This window comes from Rhodococcus sp. KRD197 (genome assembly GCF_017168235.1).
Classification (GTDB): domain Bacteria; phylum Actinomycetota; class Actinomycetes; order Mycobacteriales; family Mycobacteriaceae; genus Rhodococcoides.
The window spans coordinates 532,267-551,555 of record NZ_JABFAO010000011.1 but is presented as its reverse complement, the minus strand read 5'-3'; the positions used below and the strand labels follow the sequence as shown (position 1 = coordinate 551,555).

The following is a 19,289-nucleotide window of genomic DNA, read 5'->3' as shown; positions in this document are numbered from 1 at the left end:
TATTTGGTGCGGTGTCGTAGGCAGCCGTGCAGTAGTCCGACGAGTCGGTTATCCGTTCCGAGCGTCCGGCGTTCGAGTTGCATTACCCGCACATGGTCGACCGGATGCGCGCCGAAGCCCACGTCGGTCCCGGCACACATGGCGGCGAGAGCACCGAAGTCCTCGAACAGGCACGCAGGGCACCCATCGCCACCAGCGACCACGAAGGCTCCGGGGATCCAGACCCGAAGTAAATCAACACGCAGTGATCGAAGAGCCCCTCCCGACTACACGGGCGGGGCTCTTGGCTTGCGACAATTCATGATCTAGACCACGCCGAACACGACGCGCCCCCGGGCGGTGTCGAGCGCGAAGGGAGAACTAGTGCCGTCGATGGATACCGCTGTACTCGTCACGGTGACGGGCCCGGACAAACCGGGGGTCACCTCGGTTCTGTTCGCTGCGCTGTCGCGGCATCAGGTGAGTCTTCTCGACGTGGAACAGGTCGTGATCAGAGGTCGCCTCACATTGGGTGTACTACTGACCTGCCCCAACGACGCCGAAGTGCTCCAGGAAGAGCTCGAAGAGGCGATGACGACGGTCGGCGTACACGTCGATGTGGAGATCGGTGCGGACCCGGTCGGCAAGCGAATGCTCGCGACTCACGTTGTCGTCGTGCTCGGACGGCCAGTCACCGCCCGTGCGTTCAGCTCCATCTCCCGCGAACTTGCCAGACAGGGCGCCAACATCGACTCCATCCGGGGCATCGCGGACTACCCGGTAACCGGACTCGAACTTCAGGTCACCGCAACCAACACCTCGCCCGATGCCGATCGGCTTCTGCGTACCGGTCTGTCCGAGATCGCTGCCGGAGTCGGCGTCGATGTCGCGGTCGAACGAGATGGGATTTCGCGTCGCTCGAAGCGGCTCATCGTGTTCGACGTGGACTCCACCCTTGTTCAGGGTGAGGTGATCGAGATGCTCGCGGCCAAGGCCGGCCGTGAGGAAGAGGTGCGCGCGGTCACCGAATCCGCGATGCGCGGTGAGATCGACTTCGCCGAATCTCTGCATCAACGCGTTCAGGCATTGGCCGGGCTGGATGCGTCGGTGATCGAGGAAGTCGGCGAGGCGCTCGAACTGACGCCCGGTGCCAGAACCACGATCCGCACGCTTCGGCGGCTCGGCTACCACTGCGGCGTCGTCTCGGGCGGTTTCCGTCAGGTCATCGAAGGTCTGGCACACGAACTCGAACTGGATTTCGTCAAAGCGAACACTCTCGAGATAGTCGACGGGAAGCTCACCGGCCGGGTCGTGGGCGATATCGTCGACCGTGCCGCCAAAGCGAGCGCGTTGCGTGAGTTCGCGACGCAGGCTGGTGTACCGATGGAACAGACCGTTGCTGTCGGAGACGGCGCCAACGACATCGACATGTTGACCGCTGCCGGGCTGGGTGTCGCATTCAACGCGAAGCCGGCGCTGCGCGAGATCGCGGACACCGCCATCTCGCATCCCTACCTCGACGCCGTTCTGTTCATGCTCGGTGTCACGCGCGGCGAGATCGAGGCCGCCGATGCCGTCGACGGCGGGGTCCGTCGCGTCCCGATCCTGTGACCGACGCTCCGCCGGAAGGGCAGAGCCAGGAGGATACGTTCGCGGAACGCCATTCGATACTCGCCCGGGGATACGGCGGGCGCGGCGATCCACCCGACCCTGCGGACGTGCTCGCCATGCCGATGGTGCTGCATGTTCCCAAGGCAACTCCACCGCCGAGAAGCCAACTGCTCGAAGCTGCGGCATCGGCCGTGGTCGCCCTGTGTCTGGACGAGCGTGTCGGTCCCGGCGGAGAATGGGAGGGCGCCGTCCGTGACTGGACTCTCGCCCGCATCCGCAAAGTTGCCAGGCGCGCGAGGGGTGCGCACTGGGATGCAGCGCAGAACGTTCCGGGCATCACCGTCGAGGTGGGACAGGCGCAGGCTCGTGCGTTCGTGCCCGGACGAGTCGGCGACGTGGATTCGCGGATCAAGCGGCTACAGATCGGCGGGACCGATCTCGAGCACGATGCTCCGCCACTGCCGATTCCCGGACGGCCTGTGCTGTGGATCGACGCTGCGCTGGAGATGACTGTCGGGAAGGCGGCTGCACAGGTCGGACACGCGGCCATGCTGCTCGCCGGTGTGATGACGGTGGACCAGTGCCGAAGCTGGGCGTCGGAAGGGTTCGTCTGCTCGGTCCGCGAGGCCGACCCGAAACAGTGGAAGCATGCCCGCGCACTCGTCGACACCGGGCGGGCTGTCGCCGTCCGCGACGCAGGGTTCACCGAGGTAGCACCGGGCTCGATGACCGTGATCGCGCAACCGGCGCCGTGATTTCGATCGGATAGTTGGATTCTCGGCTGCGCGAACCGCTCCGAGCCTGACGGGTCCACGCGCGCGTCAGTGGATATCGGAAGCAGGGCCAGTATTCATGTTCCCTCGCTGCGCAGGACCATCACTGTGGGCCCTGACAACGGGATCACCGACCCGGCCTGCACCGTCGACGTGCTCGAGGGTGCACCGTCGACGGTGGAGGAATCGAAGATGGGAACGAACTGCGACGCGGCCCAGGCCGGACACGCGAGTGTGAGTTCGATTGGGCCGCCGGAGTGCACGATCAGCAATGCGCTGACATCGGCTACCGGTAGTCCTTCCGGCTCGAAGGAGCGAATGTCGCCGCCATCGACCCACGCCTGCAGCGTGCGGACCGAATCGTCGTTCCAGGCTTCGATGCTCAGCTCGTGACCGGCCGCATCGAACCACACCAGATCCGGACGGCCGCTGGGTGTGTCGCGTCCGATGAAGAATTCCTGCTGGCGCAGCGCCGGAGCGCCTCGGCGGACACGCAGAAGACGCGAGACGAAGGCGACGAGATCGTCATCGGCCGTCGACCAGTCGATTGCCCAAGCAAGAGCGGCGGGTGTGTCCTCGGGAACGCAGTAGGCGTTGTTGTTGCCGCCCTGTGTATGGCCCAATTCGTCTCCGGCCAAGAGCATCGGTGTTCCGGTGGACAGCGCCAGCGTGGCCAGCAGCGCGCGAACGTGACGAGCGCGTGCGGACAAGATCGCCGGATCGTTCGTCGGGCCCTCTGCGCCGTGGTTGACCGAGATGTTGTGGTTGGTTCCGTCCCGATTCTCCTCACCGTTGACCTCGTTGTGCTTCGCTGCGTAGGACACGAGGTCGCGGACGGTGAATCCGTCGTGGGCACTGATGAAATTGACCGACGCCCAGGGCTTTCGGCTGCCGCCGCCATAGATGTCCTCGGAACCGGCGAGCCTCGACGCGAGCTCGCGCACACCGCTCTGGCCGGCCCAGAATCGGCGGATCGTATCGCGATAACGATCGTTCCATTCCGACCACATACTCCCGAAGCCGCCCACTTCGTAGCCGGCGCCGGTGGCGTCCCATGGCTCGGCGATCAGTTTCGTTCGGGACAGAACAGGATCGGTGGTGATCGCTGTGAGTAGCGGTGCGCGAGCATCGAAGCGCCAACCGCCGGGGCGTCCGAGCGCGCTTGCCAGATCGAAGCGGAATCCATCGACGCCCATCTCGGTCACCCAGTATCGGAGGCTGTCGCACACCATGCGCACCACTGCAGGCGAGGCGGAGTCGACGGTGTTCCCGCAGCCGGTCAGGTCGACGTCCTGACCTCGTCCGTCGAGCAAGTAGTAGCCGGGCGCATCGAGTCCGCGCCAACTGATCGACGGGCCGGCGACGGAGGATTCGCATGTGTGGTTGTACACGACGTCGAGCACGATCTCGATGCCCGCCGCATGTACGGCGTCGACCATCGTTCTGAACTCGGTGATCTCGGCGCCGGGCGTCGAGGCGAATCGCGGGTCGGGTGCGAAGAAGGCTCCCGTCGAGTATCCCCAGTGGTTGCGCATGCCCCGGGACCGCACATCCGGTTCCGTCAGCATCGCCTGCACCGGGAGTAGTTCGATTGTGGTGACACCGATGCGTCGTAGATGTTCGAGGACCGCGGGGGCGGTGAGGCCGAGATAGGTTCCGCGATGTTCCGGCGGTACGCCCGGATGACGCGCCGTATAGGCACCGACGTGCATTTCGTAGAGTACGGTCTGATCCCACGGCACCTCCGGCCTGGGGCTGGGCGGCCGGTTGGCCGACGCGGTGACGACCGAGAGCGGAACGTGTCCGAGCGAGTCGACAGTGCTCGCGTGTCCGAACGGGTCGTCCTCGTAGGACAGCAGAGCTGCCGCCGCCCCCAGCTGTCCCGAGATCTGGCGCGTTGCGGGGTCGAGAAGAAGCTTGTGCGAGTTGAATCGGAGCCCGCGGCTCGGATTCCACGGCCCGTGCGCTCTTATCCCGTATGTCGCGCCGGCGTCGACATCTCTGATCACACCGTGCCAGATCCCGTAGGTGCGACTGCCCAGTTCGACGCGGCGCTCACCTCCATCCGGGTCGATCAGACAGATCTCGAGTCCGTCTGCCTCGGGGGAGTGGACTGCAAATTGGATTCCACTCTCGGTGGCTGTGGCTCCCAGTGGAAAGGGTGAACCGGGCGCGGGGAGTTCCCCGAGGGCGTTGTGATGTGAATTGGACGACACGCATGGAGATCTTGCCGTGTTCGGTGGCCTCATGTGCGACAAGATAGGGACCGTGTCTGAACCGGATCCCGATCTGCTCATCGATTTCAAAGACGTTCTCATCAGGCGAGGCGGGGTAACCCTCGTCGGACCGGTGACCTGGCAGGTCGAGTTGGACGAACGGTGGGTGGTGCTGGGGCCGAACGGCGCCGGAAAGACATCGTTGATGCGGATCGCTGCGGCCGAGGTGCATCCGACATCCGGCGTCGCACATGTGCTGGGCGAAGTGATGGGCAAGTCCAACGTCGCCGATCTGAAGACGCGGATCGGGCTCTCCTCGTCTGCGCTCGCTCATCGCATTCCCGCTGACGAAACAGTGATCGACCTGGTGGTTTCGGCGGGGTACAGCGTGCTCGGACGGTGGCGTGAGCGCTACGACGAGATCGACACCGAGCGTGCTGTCGACATGCTCGAAAGTCTCGGTGCCGAGCACCTGGCGCAGCGAACGTACGGAACGCTTTCCGAGGGGGAGCGCAAACGCGTGCTCATTGCACGCGCGCTGATGACCGATCCGGAGTTGCTGCTGCTCGACGAGCCGGCGGCCGGACTCGATCTCGGCGGGCGCGAGGAACTCGTCGCCCGGTTGGCCGACCTGGCCGCCGACCCCGACGCTCCGGCGACGGTCCTGATCACCCATCACGTGGAGGAGATCCCGCCGGGATTCAGCCACGCGTTGTTGCTCAAGGAGGGTGGTGTCGTCGCGCAGGGACTCGTCGATGACGTGATCACCGCGGAGAACCTCACCGAGGCATTCAGCCAGTCGATCACACTCGATCGAGTCGACGGTCGCTTCTTCGCGCGACGCACCAGGGCAGCCGGTCAGCACCGCCGCTGATCATCGCCCGCGGCGGTCGTTGTAGTTTTCGAAGATGACCCCCACACCACTTCCCCCGACCGACGGCCCGGCGTCGGGGACGACCGACGGCTCCCTTCCGGTGCGTGATGCCTCGACGGTGATCCTCGTTCGTGACAGCGAACCCGCCGGGCAGTCCGAGGGCATCGAGGTCTTCTTGCTCGAACGGGTGGGCGGGATGGCCTTCGCCGGCGGCATGACGGTCTTCCCTGGCGGCGGCGTCGACCTTTCCGACGCCGACGCCGATCTCGCGTGGGCCGGACCGGATGCTGCATGGTGGGCTGTGCAGTTCGGTGTCGACGAACGCAAGGCGATGGCGCTTGTATGCGCGGCCGCACGCGAGATGTTCGAGGAATGCGGAATCTTGCTTGCCGGTCCGACGACGGACTCGGTCGTCTCCGACACCTCCGGCTATTCCACTGATAGAGGACGGCTCGAGCGGCGCGAGCAGACCTTCGGTGAGTTTCTGGTTCGCAACGGTCTGGTGCTGCGGGCGGATCTGCTCAGGCCGTGGTCGAACTGGATCACTCCGGTGGGCGAGAAGCGGCGGTACGACACGAGGTTCTTCGTGGCCGCTGCGCCGAGCGGACAGGACGCGGACGGGGCGTGCAGCGAAGCAGCATCGGTGGGCTGGCGGTCCGTCTCCGCTGCGCTCGAAGACTGGCGCGGCGGGCAGACGATCCTGCTTCCGCCGACGTGGAGTCAGCTGTCCGGCCTACTCGAATTCGAATCGGTGGCGGATGTGCTCGCGGCACGTCCCCAGATCGCACCGATCCAGCCTGATCTGTACCGCGTCGACGGAGAATTGCGGGTCGACTTCCCAGGGCAGCAGGGGTACTACGAAGGCAGCGCGCACCCGTGGACCGGGCGGTAGGGCCCACACCGGTAGCGTGTGAAGCATGGCTGAGTTCGTGACTCTCGAGGTATCAGACGGCATCGGCACGATTCGGCTGGACCGCCCTCCCATGAATGCTCTGAACCGTCAGCTGCAGGAGGAAATACGAGCTGCGGCGCGGGCAGCGAGTGTCGATTCCTCCGTCAAGGCGGTCATCGTCTACGGCGGCGAGAAGGTGTTCGCTGCCGGTGCGGACATCAAGGAGATGGCAGAGCTGTCGGCGGCTCAGATGGCCGCCATCGCTGGCGAGCTGCAGTCCGCGCTGGGTTCGTTGGCCGAGATCCCGAAGCCCGTCGTCGCGGCCGTGACCGGATATGCACTCGGTGGCGGGTTGGAGGTTGCGCTCGGTGCCGATCGCCGGATCGTGGGCGACAACGTCAAGCTCGGTGTCCCCGAGGTGCTGCTGGGCGTCATCCCCGGCGGCGGTGGGACACAGCGACTGGCTCGTTTGATCGGGCCGAGCAGGGCCAAGGACATGGTGTTCACCGGCCGTTTCGTGGGCGCCGACGAAGCCCTGCGCATCGGTCTGGTCGACGAGGTGGTCGCACCCGACGAGGTGTACAACGCCGCCCGCGCCTGGGCATCGCAGTTCACTACGGGTGCCTCGCGAGCTCTGGCAGCAGCGAAGGCATCAATCGATTCGGGGCTGGACACCGATCTGCACACGGGTCTGAGGATCGAGGCTCAGCAGTTCGCCGCGCTGTTCGCGACCTCTGATCGCACGATCGGTATGGAATCGTTCATCGCCAATGGACCGGGAAAGGCCGAGTTCACCGGCGAGTGACCGTTAAGCAAGAACTAGAACTTGTTCATTCTCTACTGGATAGTAGGCTGCCCTCATGACTGCAAGCCCCCACGACGGTACTTCTGCCACCGGCCGCGCCGACTCCGGTCTGCACGTGGTGTCGGATGCCTCGAGCGACCCCGCGCCCAACCCGCATGCCACGGCCGAGCAGGTCGAGGCGGCACGAAGCGACACCAAACTGGCTCAGGTCCTCTACCACGACTGGGAAGCGGAAACGTACGACGACAAGTGGTCCATCTCTTACGATGAGCGCTGCATCGACTACGCCCGCGGCCGCTTCGATCGCGCTGTGCTCGGGCAGGACGAGGCGCAGGAGGCACTGCCGTACGGTCGGGCCCTCGAGCTCGGCTGCGGCACCGGGTTCTTCTTGCTGAACCTGATGCAGGCCGGTGTAGCGGAGAAGGGGTCTGTCACCGACCTGTCGCCGGGCATGGTGAAGGTCGCGCTGCGCAATGCGGAGCACCTGAAGCTCGATGTGGACGGTCGGGTGGCCGATGCCGAGACCATCCCTTACGAGGACAACACGTTCGATCTGGTCGTCGGACACGCGGTGTTGCATCACATTCCCGACGTCGAGCTCTCACTCCGTGAGGTGCTCCGAGTGCTCAAGCCCGGCGGGCGTTTCGTCTTCGCGGGGGAGCCCACCACTGTCGGTAACTTCTACGCCCGCTGGCTCGGACGATTGACCTGGGAGGCGACGACTCGCGTCACCAAGCTTCCGTTCCTGGCGAGCTGGCGCAAGCCGCAGGAAGAACTCGACGAGTCCTCGCGTGCGGCTGCGCTGGAGGCAGTGGTCGACCTTCACACCTTCGATCCCGCCGATCTCGAAGACATTGCGCGCAGCGCCGGTGCCGTCGATGTGCAGGCGCAGACCGAGGAGTTCGCGGCGGCACTGTTGGGGTGGCCGGTTCGAACGTTCGAAGCTGCCGTCCCCGCCGAGAAACTGGGCTGGAACTGGGCGAAGTTCGCTTTCGGCGGGTGGAAGTCGCTGAGCTGGGTCGACGAGAACGTGTTGGGGCACGTCGTACCCCGCGGCTTCTTCTACAACGTCATGATCACCGGCAGAAAGTCCAGCTGAGCCGACTCCGCCGGACTACACGCCTCCGACATGGGTTATGCCTTTTCCGGCGCCGACATCGACTACCTCCGCAGCGATGTCGGCGTCGCTGCGTTGCGGGAGACGGAGCGACTGCCACTGACCAAAGCGTCGATGCTCACCGACGTCGCCCTCGTGCGGGGTAGACACGGGGACAGAGTGGGCGTGTTGATCGAGACCACGACGCTCAGGCGTAGGGCCCGAGCAAAGATCTCCGATGCCGAGGGTTGGTTGCTCACCGACGACGCCGTCCAGCAGGCGACACCGTCGGTGGTGGCGCAGCGCCGAGCGCAGCGACTTGCCGGTCGGGACGTGCACGATGTGACCTGCTCGATCGGTACCGAACTGGCCGCGCTGGTCGCCACGCCGGGCGCGGTACTCGGTAGTGATCTCGATCCGATTCGCGTACTGATGGCGCAGCACAATGTTCCCGCCGCGGGCGTGTTCCGTGCCGATGCGCTGACCCCCACCACGCGGGGGACGGTCGTGCTCGCCGATCCCGGCCGGCGTGCAGGTGGCCGGCGGACACACGATCCCGAAGCGCTCGAGCCACCGCTTTCCGCGTTGCTCGATGTCTATGCCGGCCGCGACCTCGTGGTCAAGTGCGCGCCCGGACTGGACTACGACCGTCTGGGGTGGGACGGCGAGGTCGAGGTGGTCTCGGTGAGCGGCGGTGTTCGGGAGGCGTGCCTGTGGTCACCTGGACTGGCGCGGCCACCAGTCCGCAGGCGGGCAACGGTCCTGGCCGCGGATGGTTCCGGCTACGACATCACCGACGCCGATCCGGACGATATCGAAGCCGCCGCTCCCGGCGCATGGTTGATCGATCCGGACGGGGCCGTCGTCAGGGCCGGGCTGGTTCGGCACTACGCCGCCAAACACGGACTGTGGCAACTCGATCCTCGGATTGCGTACCTCACGGGTGACTCGGTGCCGGCGGGCGTGAACGGGTTTCGCGTGCTCGACCGCATCAAATATTCCGAAAAGGTGCTCCGTCAGGCGCTGACGGCGCTCGATTGCGGTTCCGTCGAAATCCTGGTGCGCGGGGTCGACGTCGATCCGGCAGTGCTGCGCCCCCGACTCAAATTGCGCGGCAACCTCGCGCTGTCGGTGATCATCACGCGCATCGAACGGTCCGCGGTCGCATTCGTGTGCGCGGCCCGTGAACCCGGGGATTTCAGGACGAATAGGTGAAGATCTCCCCGAGGTAGGTCGAGGTAACGACCTGACCGTCCGGGCCGATCGACGTCCCCACGGTGAAGCCCGTGGCCCCGGGCAGCGGGCGATCCGCGACGGTGTCGCCGGTGTTCGCGTCGACCGTCGAGATCACCAAGTCGTTGCCGCGGCCAGTGACTGTCACGATTGTGTCGTCCGCAGTGTGTACCGGAGTCCCCAACTGCTGCAGGTCGTTTCGTTCCCACTCCAGCGTTGCGCGGTCTCCCTCGTCGCGTAGGCTGCGCAATCCGGCATCGCCTCCGGTGGGGACGATGGATCCGTTCGAGGAGACCGATGGCGTCCCCGATGCCCCGAAGCCGGCGCCGTAGGTCCACTTGGCGGTGCCGTCGGAGGTGTTGTACGCGCTCAACCGACCGTCGACATCCGCGAGATAGACCGATTCGCCGTCAGCGGAAAGCACTGGGCTCGACGTGACCGCCGCTGGAAGCAACTCGGAGGACCACCGTTCGGTGACGGCGGGGGTGGCATCGGCGTCGTAGTGCAGCGAAACAAGTTGAGGTGCAATAGCTCCCGCGCGCCAGAGAACCAGATAGATGTTCGAGGCGTCCAGGTCCACTGCGGGTGCGGCCGCGACCGGGCACTGCGACGAACCGGTCGCGCAGGCCTCGAGGCCTGTGTCGGGTGGCAGGAAGTCGGTGTTCGGCGCTTCGAGGAATTCGGGCGGGCTGATCAAGTCGTGAATCGGCACGGTGGTTCGGCCGGTCTGAGTGTCGAGGATGTTGACCTGGCCGAGTTGAGTAACGGCCAGCACGCTGCCGTCACCGAGGAACTGCGCCGAGCGAGGCACTCCGTACACCGGTGTTCGCCAACGAAGCTGGCCGTGATCGTTGAACGACGAGAACCCTCCGTCGTCGCCGATGTAGGTGTTGGCGACAGAATCGACGAGCGGCGTTGCGGTCGCCACCGACGGCCCGGACCGGTTGCACCACCGTTTCCTACCGGAGTCGATCTCGAAGGAGAACAGATTGCATCCGGCGTCGGTGTAGGTGGAAACGAACATCTGTCCGGTCGAGGCTATCGACACCGGTGACACCACGGGGCCGCCCAGCGGACGCGACCAATCGAAGGTGGCGTTTTCGAGACCGCTGTGTTCGGTCGAGTTGCTGTTTCGGGCATCCGCATGCGCGGCCGGCCAGCCGCTGGAGTCGAGCGCCTCGACGGTATCGCTTCCGCTGCTGCACGCGGCGACTGTCAGCACAGCTACGGTAGCCAGCGTCGCTGTGCGGGCGAGGCCAGCTCTGCCGCCAAGCACGTGGTGTTCTCCTTCGTCGGAAGTGGCAGTTCAGGGTCGTAGCAGTTCGCCGGGAGCCCCGCGCTCGCGGATGTCCCCTGCCGCAAGAGACTATCCCGGTGCCCGCGGGGCGCGCAGCAGCGGCCGGAGGGGAAGTTGGTTCACCGCGCTCGCGAAACTAGGGTGACTGTCTATGACGAGCATGTGGAATGCCCCACTCCGTTCACGGTGGCGTGGATCGAGACGACGGGACACCGATCAAGCTCGGTTTCTCACCCTCGACTCGCTCCGATGGGTGCTGCGGAACAAGGCCTACACCCCCTGGTATCTGGTTCGTTACGCCAGGTTGGCGCGGTTCAAGGCTGCCAACCCGCACGTGATTCTGCGGGGGATGCTGTTTTTGGGCAAGAACGTCGAGATTCACTCCACCCCGGAGTTGTCGAGGCTCGAGATCGGCCGCTGGGTTCACATCGGCGACGGGAACGCGATCCGGTGTCACGAGGGTTCGCTACGCATCGGCGACAAGGTTGTCTTCGGTAAGGACAACGTCGTCAACACCTACCTCGACATCGAGATCGGCGCGTCGACGCTCGTAGCCGACTGGTGCTATATCTGCGACTTCGACCATCGAATGGATGATGTGAACATCCCCATCAAGGACCAGGGCATCGTCAAGGGGCCCGTGCGGATCGGGCCGGACACCTGGATCGCCACCAAGGTCACCGTGTTGCGCGAGACCAGCGTGGGGCGCGGTTGTGTGCTCGGTGCGCACGCAGTCGTCAAAGGCGTCGTGCCCGACTACAGCATCGCCGTCGGGGCGCCCGCGAAGGTCGTGCGCAACAGGAAAGCCGACTGGGAGGCCGGGGCCGCGGAACGCGCCGAGTACATCGCGGCGCTCGAAGACATCGAGCGGAAGAAAGCGCTCAAAGCTGCCGAGCAGACTCGTGGCGAATCAGCTTCGTTCGGGTAGGGCTCGCTCGATGATGGTCGGACGGCCCAGGGGAAACCGGACCTTGCGTTTGGCCGAGAGGTAGACCTGCGCGGTGGCGTCGGCAACGTGCTTCCAGTCGAAGTCGACCGTGAGTCGGGCACGCGCAGCTTCGGCGCGCTCTTGGGCGGCATCGACGTTGTCGAGGACCTGCCGAACCGAGGACGCCAGCCCTGCGACGTCGGCCGGCTCGAAGGACAGCCCAGTCACCGAGTCGACGATGGCCTCTCCGAGGCCACCGGCCGTGGACGCCACGAGCGGAATGCCCGCTGCGGCGGCTTCGAGGGCGATGATCCCGAAAGGTTCGTAGCGGCTCGGTAGGACGATGGCGTCGGCGCCGTGGAGCCAACCCAACAGTTCGGCGTGATCGAGCGTGCCCATGAACGAGACCGCCCGAGCGACGCGGTGGGTGCGGGCAAGCTGAGCGAGCCAGGCGTACTGGGTGCCTTCGCCGGCAATGTGAAGCGTCGTTCCCGGATGACTGCGACGGATGCGTGGCAGTGCAGCGATGGCATCCTGAATGCCCTTTTCGTACTCGAGGCGGCCGACGTAGAGCAGTTTCGCCGGTTCGTGGCGCGGCTGTCGGCGTCGGAAGGTCCACGTGCGAATGTCGATTCCGTTGCGAATGACGGTCACCGCCGCGTCGCGAATCCCGAACAGTCGGGTGACCTCGTCTTTCATGGAGGCCGAACATGTGATGACGGCATCGGAGTCGTTGGCGAGCCACCATTCGATGGAGTGGACCTGCCGATTGACCGGACCGGAGATCCAGCCGCTGTGGCGGCCGGCCTCGGTGGCGTGAATGGTCGAGACCAGGGGGACGTCGAAGTGCTCGGCCAGCGCGATCGCAGGGTGCGCGACGAGCCAATCGTGTGCGTGGACGACCTCGGGGTGCCAACCCTCGCCCAGTCCGGGCTTGCCCAGCGCAATTCCTGCCCGCACCATGGCGTGGCCCATGGCGAGTGTCCAGGCGAGCATGTCCTCGCCGAACACGAAGTGCGGGGGATCCTCTGCGACCGCGACGACGAGAACACCGTCCTCGATGCGATGGAGCGTCGGATGGGTCGAGGCGTCGGTTCCGGTGGGACGGCGAGAGAGAACCACGACCTCGTGGCCACTTCGCACGAGTTCGGTGGCGAGGTGATGCACATGGCGACCGAGGCCGCCCACCACCACCGGCGGGTACTCCCACGACACCATCAGAATCTTCACTTATCGTTCCCCTCCTTGCGGCCGATCCCTACGCAGTCGCCGGGCGTCGAGGGCCGGGAACAACCCGTCTGCCCGATTCCACTGCGCTGCGAGTTCGGCGGCGCGAACGTCATGCCCCCGTGTCGCCGTGTCGGCGATCTCGCGCAGAGCGTGCGCGTGGATGTGCGCGCGCCGACGGGCGTACTCGGCGGCGGAATCCTTGCTGACCATGAATGCCCAGTCGCTGGCGATAGCCAGAAGTGTCTCACGCAAAATCTGATCGTTGACCGGGTTGCGTAATTCTGGTCGTCCGTTCGAGGTCGCGCCGCGCCCGGCATCCACGGTGCTCAGAGCAGTGTCGACCACCTCTTCGTTGAGCGCCACCAGGTCCTGTACTGCGTCGCCGGCCCACACCCGCCAGTCCTTACCCGATCCCCACGAGGACCGCTCGAGCTCGACTGGAGCGCCGACATATCCCCTCGACCGGGCGTCGGCAAGTGTGCCGACATCGATGCCGGCTTCCGGTAGAGCACGAAGGACACGTTCGAGCCAGATCGGGCCCTCGAACCACCAGTGACCGAACAATTCGGTGTCGAACGCGGCCACGACGAGCGCGGGACGGCCGATTCTGCTCGACTCCTCGCGTAGACGTCGCCTGACGGAGTCCACGAAGTCCACGACGTGCTTGTCGATTGCCGCTGATGCCGCCTCGGGGTCGTACGGGGCCTTGTCCTGTGACGCCACTGCCCGTCCGGTCACGCGTGCATGTTTGAGGCCGGTGGCGTGATCGTAGGTGTGGAAATCGCGATAGGCAGCATGCCCCGGATAGCCGGATTTCGGTGACCACACCCGGTAACTGACCTTCAGGTCGCGACCGAAAGCCAGAACGTCGGAGTCGTACACCGGCCTTGCCAACGTGGTGTCTCCGCGCAGCGCCGGCCCGTCGACCATGAAGTGGGTGACTCCTGCTGCGGCATAACCTTTCTCCATACCCGGCGCGTACGCGCACTCCGGGGCCCAGATTCCAGTCGGTCGTGTGCCCCAACGAGCCTCGGCGTCGGAAAGTCCTTCCGCCAAGGAGAATTCGCGCAACCGCGGGTCCATCAACGGCTGAAACGGATGTGCGAGAGGGCCACCCAGCAATTCGATGGCTCGGGCATCGATCAGACTGCGGAACAGAGCTGAACCGCCGTGCCGCCAATGCTTTTCGAAGGTCTCGAGCGATCCCGCGGCAGCGCGGTGTTCGCGCCTCGCCAACTCCCGATCCCGAGCCTCGTGTGCACGCAACTGCCAGTTGCCGAGCCAGTGATGCATGCCGGACAAGCAGTGCGGATCGTCCAACTGTGCTGCCAGTACCGGGGTGATTCCGAGCGAAAGAAGATTGGTTCGGCCCTCGTCGGCGAGAGTGCTCAGCATCGTCGTCAGCGGCAGGTACGAACCGGCCCACGATTGGTAGAGCCATTCCTCACCCACCGGCCAGCGGCCGTGGTTGGCGAGCCAGGGGAGGTGGGAGTGCAGAACCAGGGAGAACATCCCCGGTTCGGTCACGGAGGGTACCGGTGTGCTCACCCGCTCACCGGAGACGTCCCGGCCGCTGCCGGTTTGATCGCGATCGCCACCAGGTCGAGGCTGGCGTCGATGTCGGAGGGGTCCACCTCGAAGTCGGCCACCCCGACGGACGCGACATCCTCGGTCAGGTCCTGCGGCCACGGCTCACCGGCGAGCGACCGCTCGATCTGTGCGTCGATGAACGATCCGCCGTGTTTCGCGTCCAACTCGCGGAGCGCTCGACCGTGATGGACACCCGTCATCGTTTCCACGGTGAAGCCCGCTTCGACCAGCAGTTCGATCAGCTCACCGGCATCGAGTTCTCGGGTGTGGAACGGGTTCAACGGCGTATCACGGCCGGGGGAGAAGGTGATCCGATTGGGGGTGCTGATCAACAGTGCGCCGCCCGGAGTCAGGACTCGGAAGCACTCGCTCAAGAACTGCGCCTGGTCCCACAGATGCTCGATCACCTGGAAATTGACGACGACATCGACCGATGCATCCCGTAGCGGGAGTCGAGCAAGATTGCCGCGCAGCATGCGGACCCTGGGGTACCGGGTACTGACGTGCGTGGCCGCGGACAGGTCGTAGTCCAGTCCGACCACCACGGACGCCACATCGGCGATCATGTTGGCGCCGTAGCCTTCTCCGGATCCCGCCTCGAGAACGACGCGATCGATGCAGCGCTTCGCCAGGGCTTCGTAGGCGACTTCGTGCCGACGGAACCAGTAGTTCTCCTCGGCGATACCCGGCACCGTCCGCTCCCCGGTCAGCGCAAGCGCAGGGGCATCCGCTGTCGCGGGGGTCGGTGACGCTTCGACGGTCCGTGGCGCTGTGGGGGTCGGCGTTGCGTTCGATGAATCGCTCACCGACGAGAGGGTAGTGCCTCACGGGGTGAAAGAACCATCGGCTGTGCGGTGGGGTCGGAGTGGGTCGGATGTATGGTCGAACCGGAAGTGTCGTAAGTTACCCGCCAGTAACTAAACATGGGGTAATCTACGACAAGGCCTAGAACAGCAAGAACCCATTAGTACGCCCCGATTGAAGCGAACCATGACCAGGAGGTCGACGCAGACCCATGACGAACATCGTTGTTTTGATCAAGCAGGTTCCCGACACGTGGTCCGAGCGCAAGCTCACCGACGGTGACTTCACCCTCGACCGCGAGGCAGCCGACGCAGTGCTCGACGAGATCAACGAGCGCGCCGTCGAGGAAGCCCTGCTCATCAAGGAAGCACAGGGCGGCGAGGTGAAGGTTCTGTCCGCAGGCCCCGACCGCGCGACCGACGCCATCCGCAAAGCCCTGTCCATGGGCGCGGACAGTGCAGTACACCTGAACGACCCGTCGATGCACGGCTCCGACGCAATCCAGACGGGCTACGCACTCGCGGCAGCGCTCGGGAACGTCGCGTTCGAGAACGACGAGCCGGCCGACCTCATCATCGCCGGCAACGAAGCAACCGACGGACGCACCGGCGCCGTACCGGCCATCATCGCCGAGTACCTGCAGATCCCCGCGCTCACGCAGATGCGCAAGGTGACTGTCGCCGACGGCAAGGTCTCCGGTGAGCGCGAGACGGACGAGGGCATCTTCGGCCTCGAAGCAACGCTTCCCGCCATCGTGAGCGTCACCGAGAAGATCAACGAACCGCGCTTCCCCTCCTTCAAGGGCATCATGGCCGCGAAGAAGAAGACGGTGCAGACGATCACCCTTTCGGATATCGGTGTCGAAGACGGCATCGTCGGTGTCGAGAACGCGGGAACGACCGTGACGTCGTCCACGCCGAAGCCTCCCAAGACTGCGGGCGAGCGGGTCACCGACGAAGGCGACGGCGGCCAGAAGATCGCCAGCTACCTCGTCGGCCAAAAGATCATCTGATCCAAGCACCCGAGCCACTCGAGACCACTCAAGGAGAGCAAGACATGGCAGAAGTACTCGTGCTCGTGGAGCACGTCGACGGAACTCTGAAGAAGGTCAGCGCCGAGCTGATCACCGCCGCTCGCGCCCTCGGCGAGCCGTCGGCAGTCGTCACCGGCCCGTCCGGCACCACCGACAAGGTCGCCGACGCGCTGACCGAGGCCGGCGCCGAGAAGATCTACGCCGCAGAGTCCGACGACATCGACGGATTCCTCGTCACCCCCAAGATCGACGTACTGGCAGGCCTTGCAGAATCGGTCAGCCCAGCCGCAATCATGACCGCCGCAAGCATCGAGGGCAAAGAGGTTGCGGGTCGTCTCGCAGCTCGCCTCGGCTCCGGCTACCACAACGACGTCGTCGCCATCGCCGCTGACGGCAGCGCCACCTACTCCATCTTCGGTGGTGCGTTCACCGTCGAGGCCAAGGCCAATGGCGATGTTCCCGTCATCTCGCTTCGCCCCGGTGCGGTCGAGGCCGAGCCCAAGGCCGGAGCAGGCACACGCGAGAGCGTCGAGGTCCCAGCCCAGGAAGAAGCCGTCGTGAAGATCACCTCGCGTGATCCGATCGTCGGAGGCGACCGCCCGGAACTCACCGAAGCCAGCGTCGTCGTGTCCGGTGGTCGCGGAGTCGGCAGCGCAGACAAGTTCAGCGTCGTCGAAGACCTGGCCGATTCGCTCGGTGCAGCAGTCGGCGCATCGCGCGCAGCCGTCGACTCGGGCTACTATCCGGGCCAGTTCCAGGTCGGCCAGACCGGCAAGACCGTCTCACCGCAGCTGTACATCGCACTGGGCATCTCCGGTGCCATCCAGCACCGCGCAGGGATGCAGACCTCGAAGACCATCGTCGCGGTCAACAAGGACGAGGAAGCACCCATCTTCGAGATCGCCGACTACGGCATCGTGGGCGACCTGTTCAACGTCGCACCGCAGCTGACCGAGTCCGTCAAGAAGCACAAGGGCTGATCACACAGCTCCCAGGCCCCCACATCCGTCGGATGTGGGGGCCTGTTGCTTGCCGCAGCCGTTCACACAACATCTGCGGCGGCGTTACCCTCCCGACGCACTGAGGCCGTTCTGATTCGTTAGACACACGTCATGACCAGTTCAGTCATGACGTCTCGAACGGTAATCAACCCAGCCGAAGCCGGTCGTTCCGCAGGCTCCCCTCCTGCCACCGATCGGTATTCGCTCGTGCTCTCCACCGACCGAGACCACCGCCGCGCCGCGCAGCGACTCCGGTACGACGTGTTCGCCTCCGAACCAGGGTTCGCCATCGAAGAGGACACCGACGGCCTCGACGCCGACCGCTTCGACGAGTTCTGCGACCACCTGCTCGTCCGCGACAACAAGACCGACGTCTTCGTCGGTTGCTACCGCATGCTCCCGCCCGACGCCGCAATCGCCGCCGGCGGCTACTACACCGCAACCGAATTCGATCTCCGCGCGCTGGACCCCGCTGCCTCCAGAGTGGTCGAGATGGGCCGAGCCGTCGTCCATCCCGATCACCGCTCCGGATCCGTCCTCGGACTGATGTGGGCCGGAATTCTGCACTACCTCGAAGTCACCGGACTGGAATGGGTGATGGGATGTGTATCGGTTCCCATGCAGTCCGCACCCGACGAACCCGCCGGGGCGAACGTCCGGGGAGTCCGCGACCAACTCCTCAACAGACACGGATCTGCACTCGACCGACGAGCTGTGCCGTACAACCCGGTGATTGTCGACGGTCGAACCCTCGACGAGATTGCTGCCCCCGCACGTACGACCATGCCGCCGCTCCTGCGGGGCTACCTCAGACTGGGCGCCCAGATCTGCGGAGAGCCGGCGCATGACCCGGCGTTCGGTGTTGCGGACTTCGTCGCGCTACTCGGTTTGCACGAGGCCAACACCAGATACCTCGACCGACTGCGAAGCGCAGCCACCACCTACGAGACGAAAGCGGGCGCATGAGTCCGTCGAAAGACCTCGCACCGGTCGAACCACGAACGGATCACGCGTGGATGCCTTCGAGCCCCTGCGGAACCGGATGCATCGGCCGTGACTCGGCAACCGTGATGCGCGTGACGGTGCTGCTGCGCATACTCGTCGCGATCATCGCATTCGGCCTGCTCCCGATTCTGATCCTCGTCGGATTGGCCTCACCGCGTGCCCGTCACGGAGTGACGAGATTCGGTGCGAGGCTCCTGTTGTTCGCGGTCGGCATCGATCTGCGCGTATCGGACTTGCGATCCGACCGTGAACGTTCCCGAACCGACGCGGGCGCGCTGTTCGTCGCCGCTCACGTCTCGTGGACCGATGTGCTCGTCCTCACCGCCCTGCGTCCGGCGACCTTTGTCGCGCGCGGCGACCTCATCGACTGGCCCGTTCTCGGACTGCTCGCCCGCGCGATGAAGGTGCTTCCGATCGATCGCGCAAACCTACGGGCCTTGCCCGGAACCGTGGAACAGGTGAGTCGACGTCTCGACAGCGGCTCCGCCGTGGTCGCGTTTCCAGAGGCGACGACATGGTGCGGACGGGCATACGGATCGTTCCGGCCTGCGATGTTCCAGGCGGCCATCGACACCGAAACATGGGTACAGCCCGTCCGGCTGCGGTACACCGACGCAGACGACGGCCTCACCACCGCCACCTGCTTCGTCGGCGACGAAACAATCGGACAGTCGATCAGCCGAATCTTCCGGCTCAAAGGAATCACCGCACAGGTCGAACTGCCTGCACCCGAGCCGCCCGGCAACGACCGCCGCGATCTGGCGAGTCGATGTGAACTCTCGGCGCGGGCCGGAGAAACACACGACCCGTCCATGCATGCCGTTGCACTCGACGACGCCGTTCGCGCACCAGAACTGCACATCGGACGCTGACAAGGCTTGCTGGGGTGGGTGCCGGTATCGCGCAGGGACGGGATACCGGC

Annotated in this window: 17 protein-coding genes and 1 pseudogene; 13 read left to right on the top strand and 5 right to left on the bottom strand. The window is 65.3% G+C overall.

The genetic code is table 11. The annotated features are described in order from the left end of the window. Nucleotides 1-50: 50 nt before the first annotated feature. The 3 genes and pseudogenes from J1M86_RS26455 to J1M86_RS18375 form a co-directional block, all read left to right on the top strand. Nucleotides 51-233: pseudogene (locus J1M86_RS26455) on the top strand (cytochrome ubiquinol oxidase subunit I); the annotation flags it as partial. 139 nt (nucleotides 234-372) lie between these two features. Further along, nucleotides 373-1,590 (top strand): phosphoserine phosphatase SerB, encoded by a 1,218-nt coding sequence (gene serB / locus J1M86_RS18380; protein WP_241260200.1) that lies wholly within the window; start codon nucleotides 373-375, stop codon nucleotides 1,588-1,590. After that, nucleotides 1,587-2,345, top strand: a complete 759-nt coding sequence (locus J1M86_RS18375; protein ID WP_075840167.1) for a peptidyl-tRNA hydrolase — start codon at nucleotides 1,587-1,589, stop codon at nucleotides 2,343-2,345. The genes serB and J1M86_RS18375 overlap by 4 nt, the downstream gene beginning before the upstream one ends. 95 nt (nucleotides 2,346-2,440) lie before the next feature. On the opposite strand, the gene glgX is transcribed toward J1M86_RS18375, so the two are convergent. After that, nucleotides 2,441-4,579, bottom strand: coding sequence for a glycogen debranching protein GlgX (glgX, locus tag J1M86_RS18370; RefSeq protein ID WP_307786674.1), 2,139 nt, complete (start codon nucleotides 4,577-4,579; stop codon nucleotides 2,441-2,443). Between the two features lie 31 nt (nucleotides 4,580-4,610). Between glgX and J1M86_RS18365 the strand changes: the two genes are divergently transcribed. The 5 genes from J1M86_RS18365 to J1M86_RS18345 are packed head-to-tail and all read left to right on the top strand — an operon-like array spanning nucleotide 4,611 to nucleotide 9,461. Then, nucleotides 4,611-5,453: an ABC transporter ATP-binding protein gene (locus J1M86_RS18365; RefSeq protein ID WP_206510885.1), complete on the top strand. Its 843-nt coding sequence runs from the start codon at nucleotides 4,611-4,613 to the stop codon at nucleotides 5,451-5,453. Between the two features lie 34 nt (nucleotides 5,454-5,487). Further along, the gene (locus J1M86_RS18360; protein ID WP_075840166.1) at nucleotides 5,488-6,345 is read left to right on the top strand and encodes an NUDIX hydrolase; all 858 of its coding nucleotides are present in this window, start codon (nucleotides 5,488-5,490) and stop codon (nucleotides 6,343-6,345) included. Nucleotides 6,346-6,370: 25 nt separating this feature from the next. Further along, nucleotides 6,371-7,150, top strand: a complete 780-nt coding sequence (locus tag J1M86_RS18355) for an enoyl-CoA hydratase/isomerase family protein (protein WP_206510884.1) — start codon at nucleotides 6,371-6,373, stop codon at nucleotides 7,148-7,150. A 55-nt stretch (nucleotides 7,151-7,205) separates the two neighbouring features. Then, entirely contained in the window at nucleotides 7,206-8,249 is a 1,044-nt protein-coding gene (locus tag J1M86_RS18350; protein WP_241260199.1) for a class I SAM-dependent methyltransferase, read from the top strand. Between the two features lie 30 nt (nucleotides 8,250-8,279). Beyond that, nucleotides 8,280-9,461 carry a class I SAM-dependent methyltransferase gene (locus J1M86_RS18345; protein ID WP_206510883.1) on the top strand — a complete coding sequence of 394 codons (1,182 nt, stop codon included), beginning with the start codon at nucleotides 8,280-8,282 and terminating at the stop codon, nucleotides 9,459-9,461. Here the strand turns inward: J1M86_RS18345 and J1M86_RS18340 are convergent. After that, on the bottom strand, nucleotides 9,445-10,755 hold the full coding sequence (locus tag J1M86_RS18340) for a PQQ-binding-like beta-propeller repeat protein (protein ID WP_206510882.1): 1,311 nt from the start codon (nucleotides 10,753-10,755) through the stop codon (nucleotides 9,445-9,447). The two genes, J1M86_RS18345 and J1M86_RS18340, sit on opposite strands and share 17 nt — an antisense overlap. Before the next feature lie 172 nt (nucleotides 10,756-10,927). On the opposite strand from J1M86_RS18340, the gene J1M86_RS18335 reads away from it, so the two are divergent. Beyond that, the gene (locus J1M86_RS18335; protein WP_075840164.1) at nucleotides 10,928-11,704 is read left to right on the top strand and encodes an acyltransferase; all 777 of its coding nucleotides are present in this window, start codon (nucleotides 10,928-10,930) and stop codon (nucleotides 11,702-11,704) included. Here J1M86_RS18335 and J1M86_RS18330 read toward each other — a convergent pair. Genes J1M86_RS18330 through J1M86_RS18320 form a run of 3 tightly spaced genes read right to left on the bottom strand, consistent with a single transcriptional unit; the run spans nucleotide 11,687 to nucleotide 15,234 of the window. Continuing rightward, nucleotides 11,687-12,934 carry a glycosyltransferase family 4 protein gene (locus J1M86_RS18330; RefSeq protein WP_075840163.1) on the bottom strand — a complete coding sequence of 416 codons (1,248 nt, stop codon included), beginning with the start codon at nucleotides 12,932-12,934 and terminating at the stop codon, nucleotides 11,687-11,689. The two genes, J1M86_RS18335 and J1M86_RS18330, sit on opposite strands and share 18 nt — an antisense overlap. Continuing rightward, nucleotides 12,935-14,446 carry a glycoside hydrolase family 57 protein gene (locus tag J1M86_RS18325; protein ID WP_206511118.1) on the bottom strand — a complete coding sequence of 504 codons (1,512 nt, stop codon included), beginning with the start codon at nucleotides 14,444-14,446 and terminating at the stop codon, nucleotides 12,935-12,937. It abuts the gene before it with no gap. Nucleotides 14,447-14,478: 32 nt separating this feature from the next. Then, nucleotides 14,479-15,234: a class I SAM-dependent methyltransferase gene (locus J1M86_RS18320; protein WP_241260346.1), complete on the bottom strand. Its 756-nt coding sequence runs from the start codon at nucleotides 15,232-15,234 to the stop codon at nucleotides 14,479-14,481. Between the two features lie 305 nt (nucleotides 15,235-15,539). Here J1M86_RS18320 and J1M86_RS18315 point away from each other — a divergent pair, with 305 nt between their 5' ends. The 4 genes from J1M86_RS18315 to J1M86_RS18300 all read left to right on the top strand — a co-directional run bounded on the left by J1M86_RS18315 (nucleotide 15,540) and on the right by J1M86_RS18300 (nucleotide 19,239). Further along, complete coding sequence (locus J1M86_RS18315; protein WP_206510880.1) at nucleotides 15,540-16,340, top strand: electron transfer flavoprotein subunit beta/FixA family protein; 801 nt, start codon at nucleotides 15,540-15,542, stop codon at nucleotides 16,338-16,340. Nucleotides 16,341-16,384: 44 nt separating this feature from the next. After that, entirely contained in the window at nucleotides 16,385-17,341 is a 957-nt protein-coding gene (locus tag J1M86_RS18310; protein WP_206510879.1) for an electron transfer flavoprotein subunit alpha/FixB family protein, read from the top strand. A 147-nt stretch (nucleotides 17,342-17,488) separates the two neighbouring features. Beyond that, nucleotides 17,489-18,328 (top strand): GNAT family N-acetyltransferase, encoded by an 840-nt coding sequence (locus J1M86_RS18305; protein ID WP_206511117.1) that lies wholly within the window; start codon nucleotides 17,489-17,491, stop codon nucleotides 18,326-18,328. A 50-nt stretch (nucleotides 18,329-18,378) separates the two neighbouring features. Further along, nucleotides 18,379-19,239: a 1-acyl-sn-glycerol-3-phosphate acyltransferase gene (locus J1M86_RS18300; protein WP_241260198.1), complete on the top strand. Its 861-nt coding sequence runs from the start codon at nucleotides 18,379-18,381 to the stop codon at nucleotides 19,237-19,239. Nucleotides 19,240-19,289 lie beyond the last annotated feature (50 nt).

What these genes read in the sequence shown, in the direction of transcription:
- serB (WP_241260200.1), top strand. Translation starts at nt 373, where the DNA reads ATGGATACCGCTGTACTCGTCACGGTGACGGGCCCGGACAAACCGGGG.
- J1M86_RS18365 (WP_206510885.1), top strand. Translation starts at nt 4,611, where the DNA reads ATGTGCGACAAGATAGGGACCGTGTCTGAACCGGATCCCGATCTGCTC.
- J1M86_RS18360 (WP_075840166.1), top strand. Translation starts at nt 5,488, where the DNA reads ATGACCCCCACACCACTTCCCCCGACCGACGGCCCGGCGTCGGGGACG.
- J1M86_RS18355 (WP_206510884.1), top strand. Translation starts at nt 6,371, where the DNA reads ATGGCTGAGTTCGTGACTCTCGAGGTATCAGACGGCATCGGCACGATT.
- J1M86_RS18350 (WP_241260199.1), top strand. Translation starts at nt 7,206, where the DNA reads ATGACTGCAAGCCCCCACGACGGTACTTCTGCCACCGGCCGCGCCGAC.
- J1M86_RS18345 (WP_206510883.1), top strand. Translation starts at nt 8,280, where the DNA reads ATGGGTTATGCCTTTTCCGGCGCCGACATCGACTACCTCCGCAGCGAT.
- J1M86_RS18335 (WP_075840164.1), top strand. Translation starts at nt 10,928, where the DNA reads ATGACGAGCATGTGGAATGCCCCACTCCGTTCACGGTGGCGTGGATCG.
- J1M86_RS18325 (WP_206511118.1), bottom strand. Translation starts at nt 14,446, where the DNA reads ATGTTCTCCCTGGTTCTGCACTCCCACCTCCCCTGGCTCGCCAACCAC.
- J1M86_RS18315 (WP_206510880.1), top strand. Translation starts at nt 15,540, where the DNA reads ATGACGAACATCGTTGTTTTGATCAAGCAGGTTCCCGACACGTGGTCC.
- J1M86_RS18310 (WP_206510879.1), top strand. Translation starts at nt 16,385, where the DNA reads ATGGCAGAAGTACTCGTGCTCGTGGAGCACGTCGACGGAACTCTGAAG.
- J1M86_RS18305 (WP_206511117.1), top strand. Translation starts at nt 17,489, where the DNA reads ATGACGTCTCGAACGGTAATCAACCCAGCCGAAGCCGGTCGTTCCGCA.
- J1M86_RS18300 (WP_241260198.1), top strand. Translation starts at nt 18,379, where the DNA reads ATGCCTTCGAGCCCCTGCGGAACCGGATGCATCGGCCGTGACTCGGCA.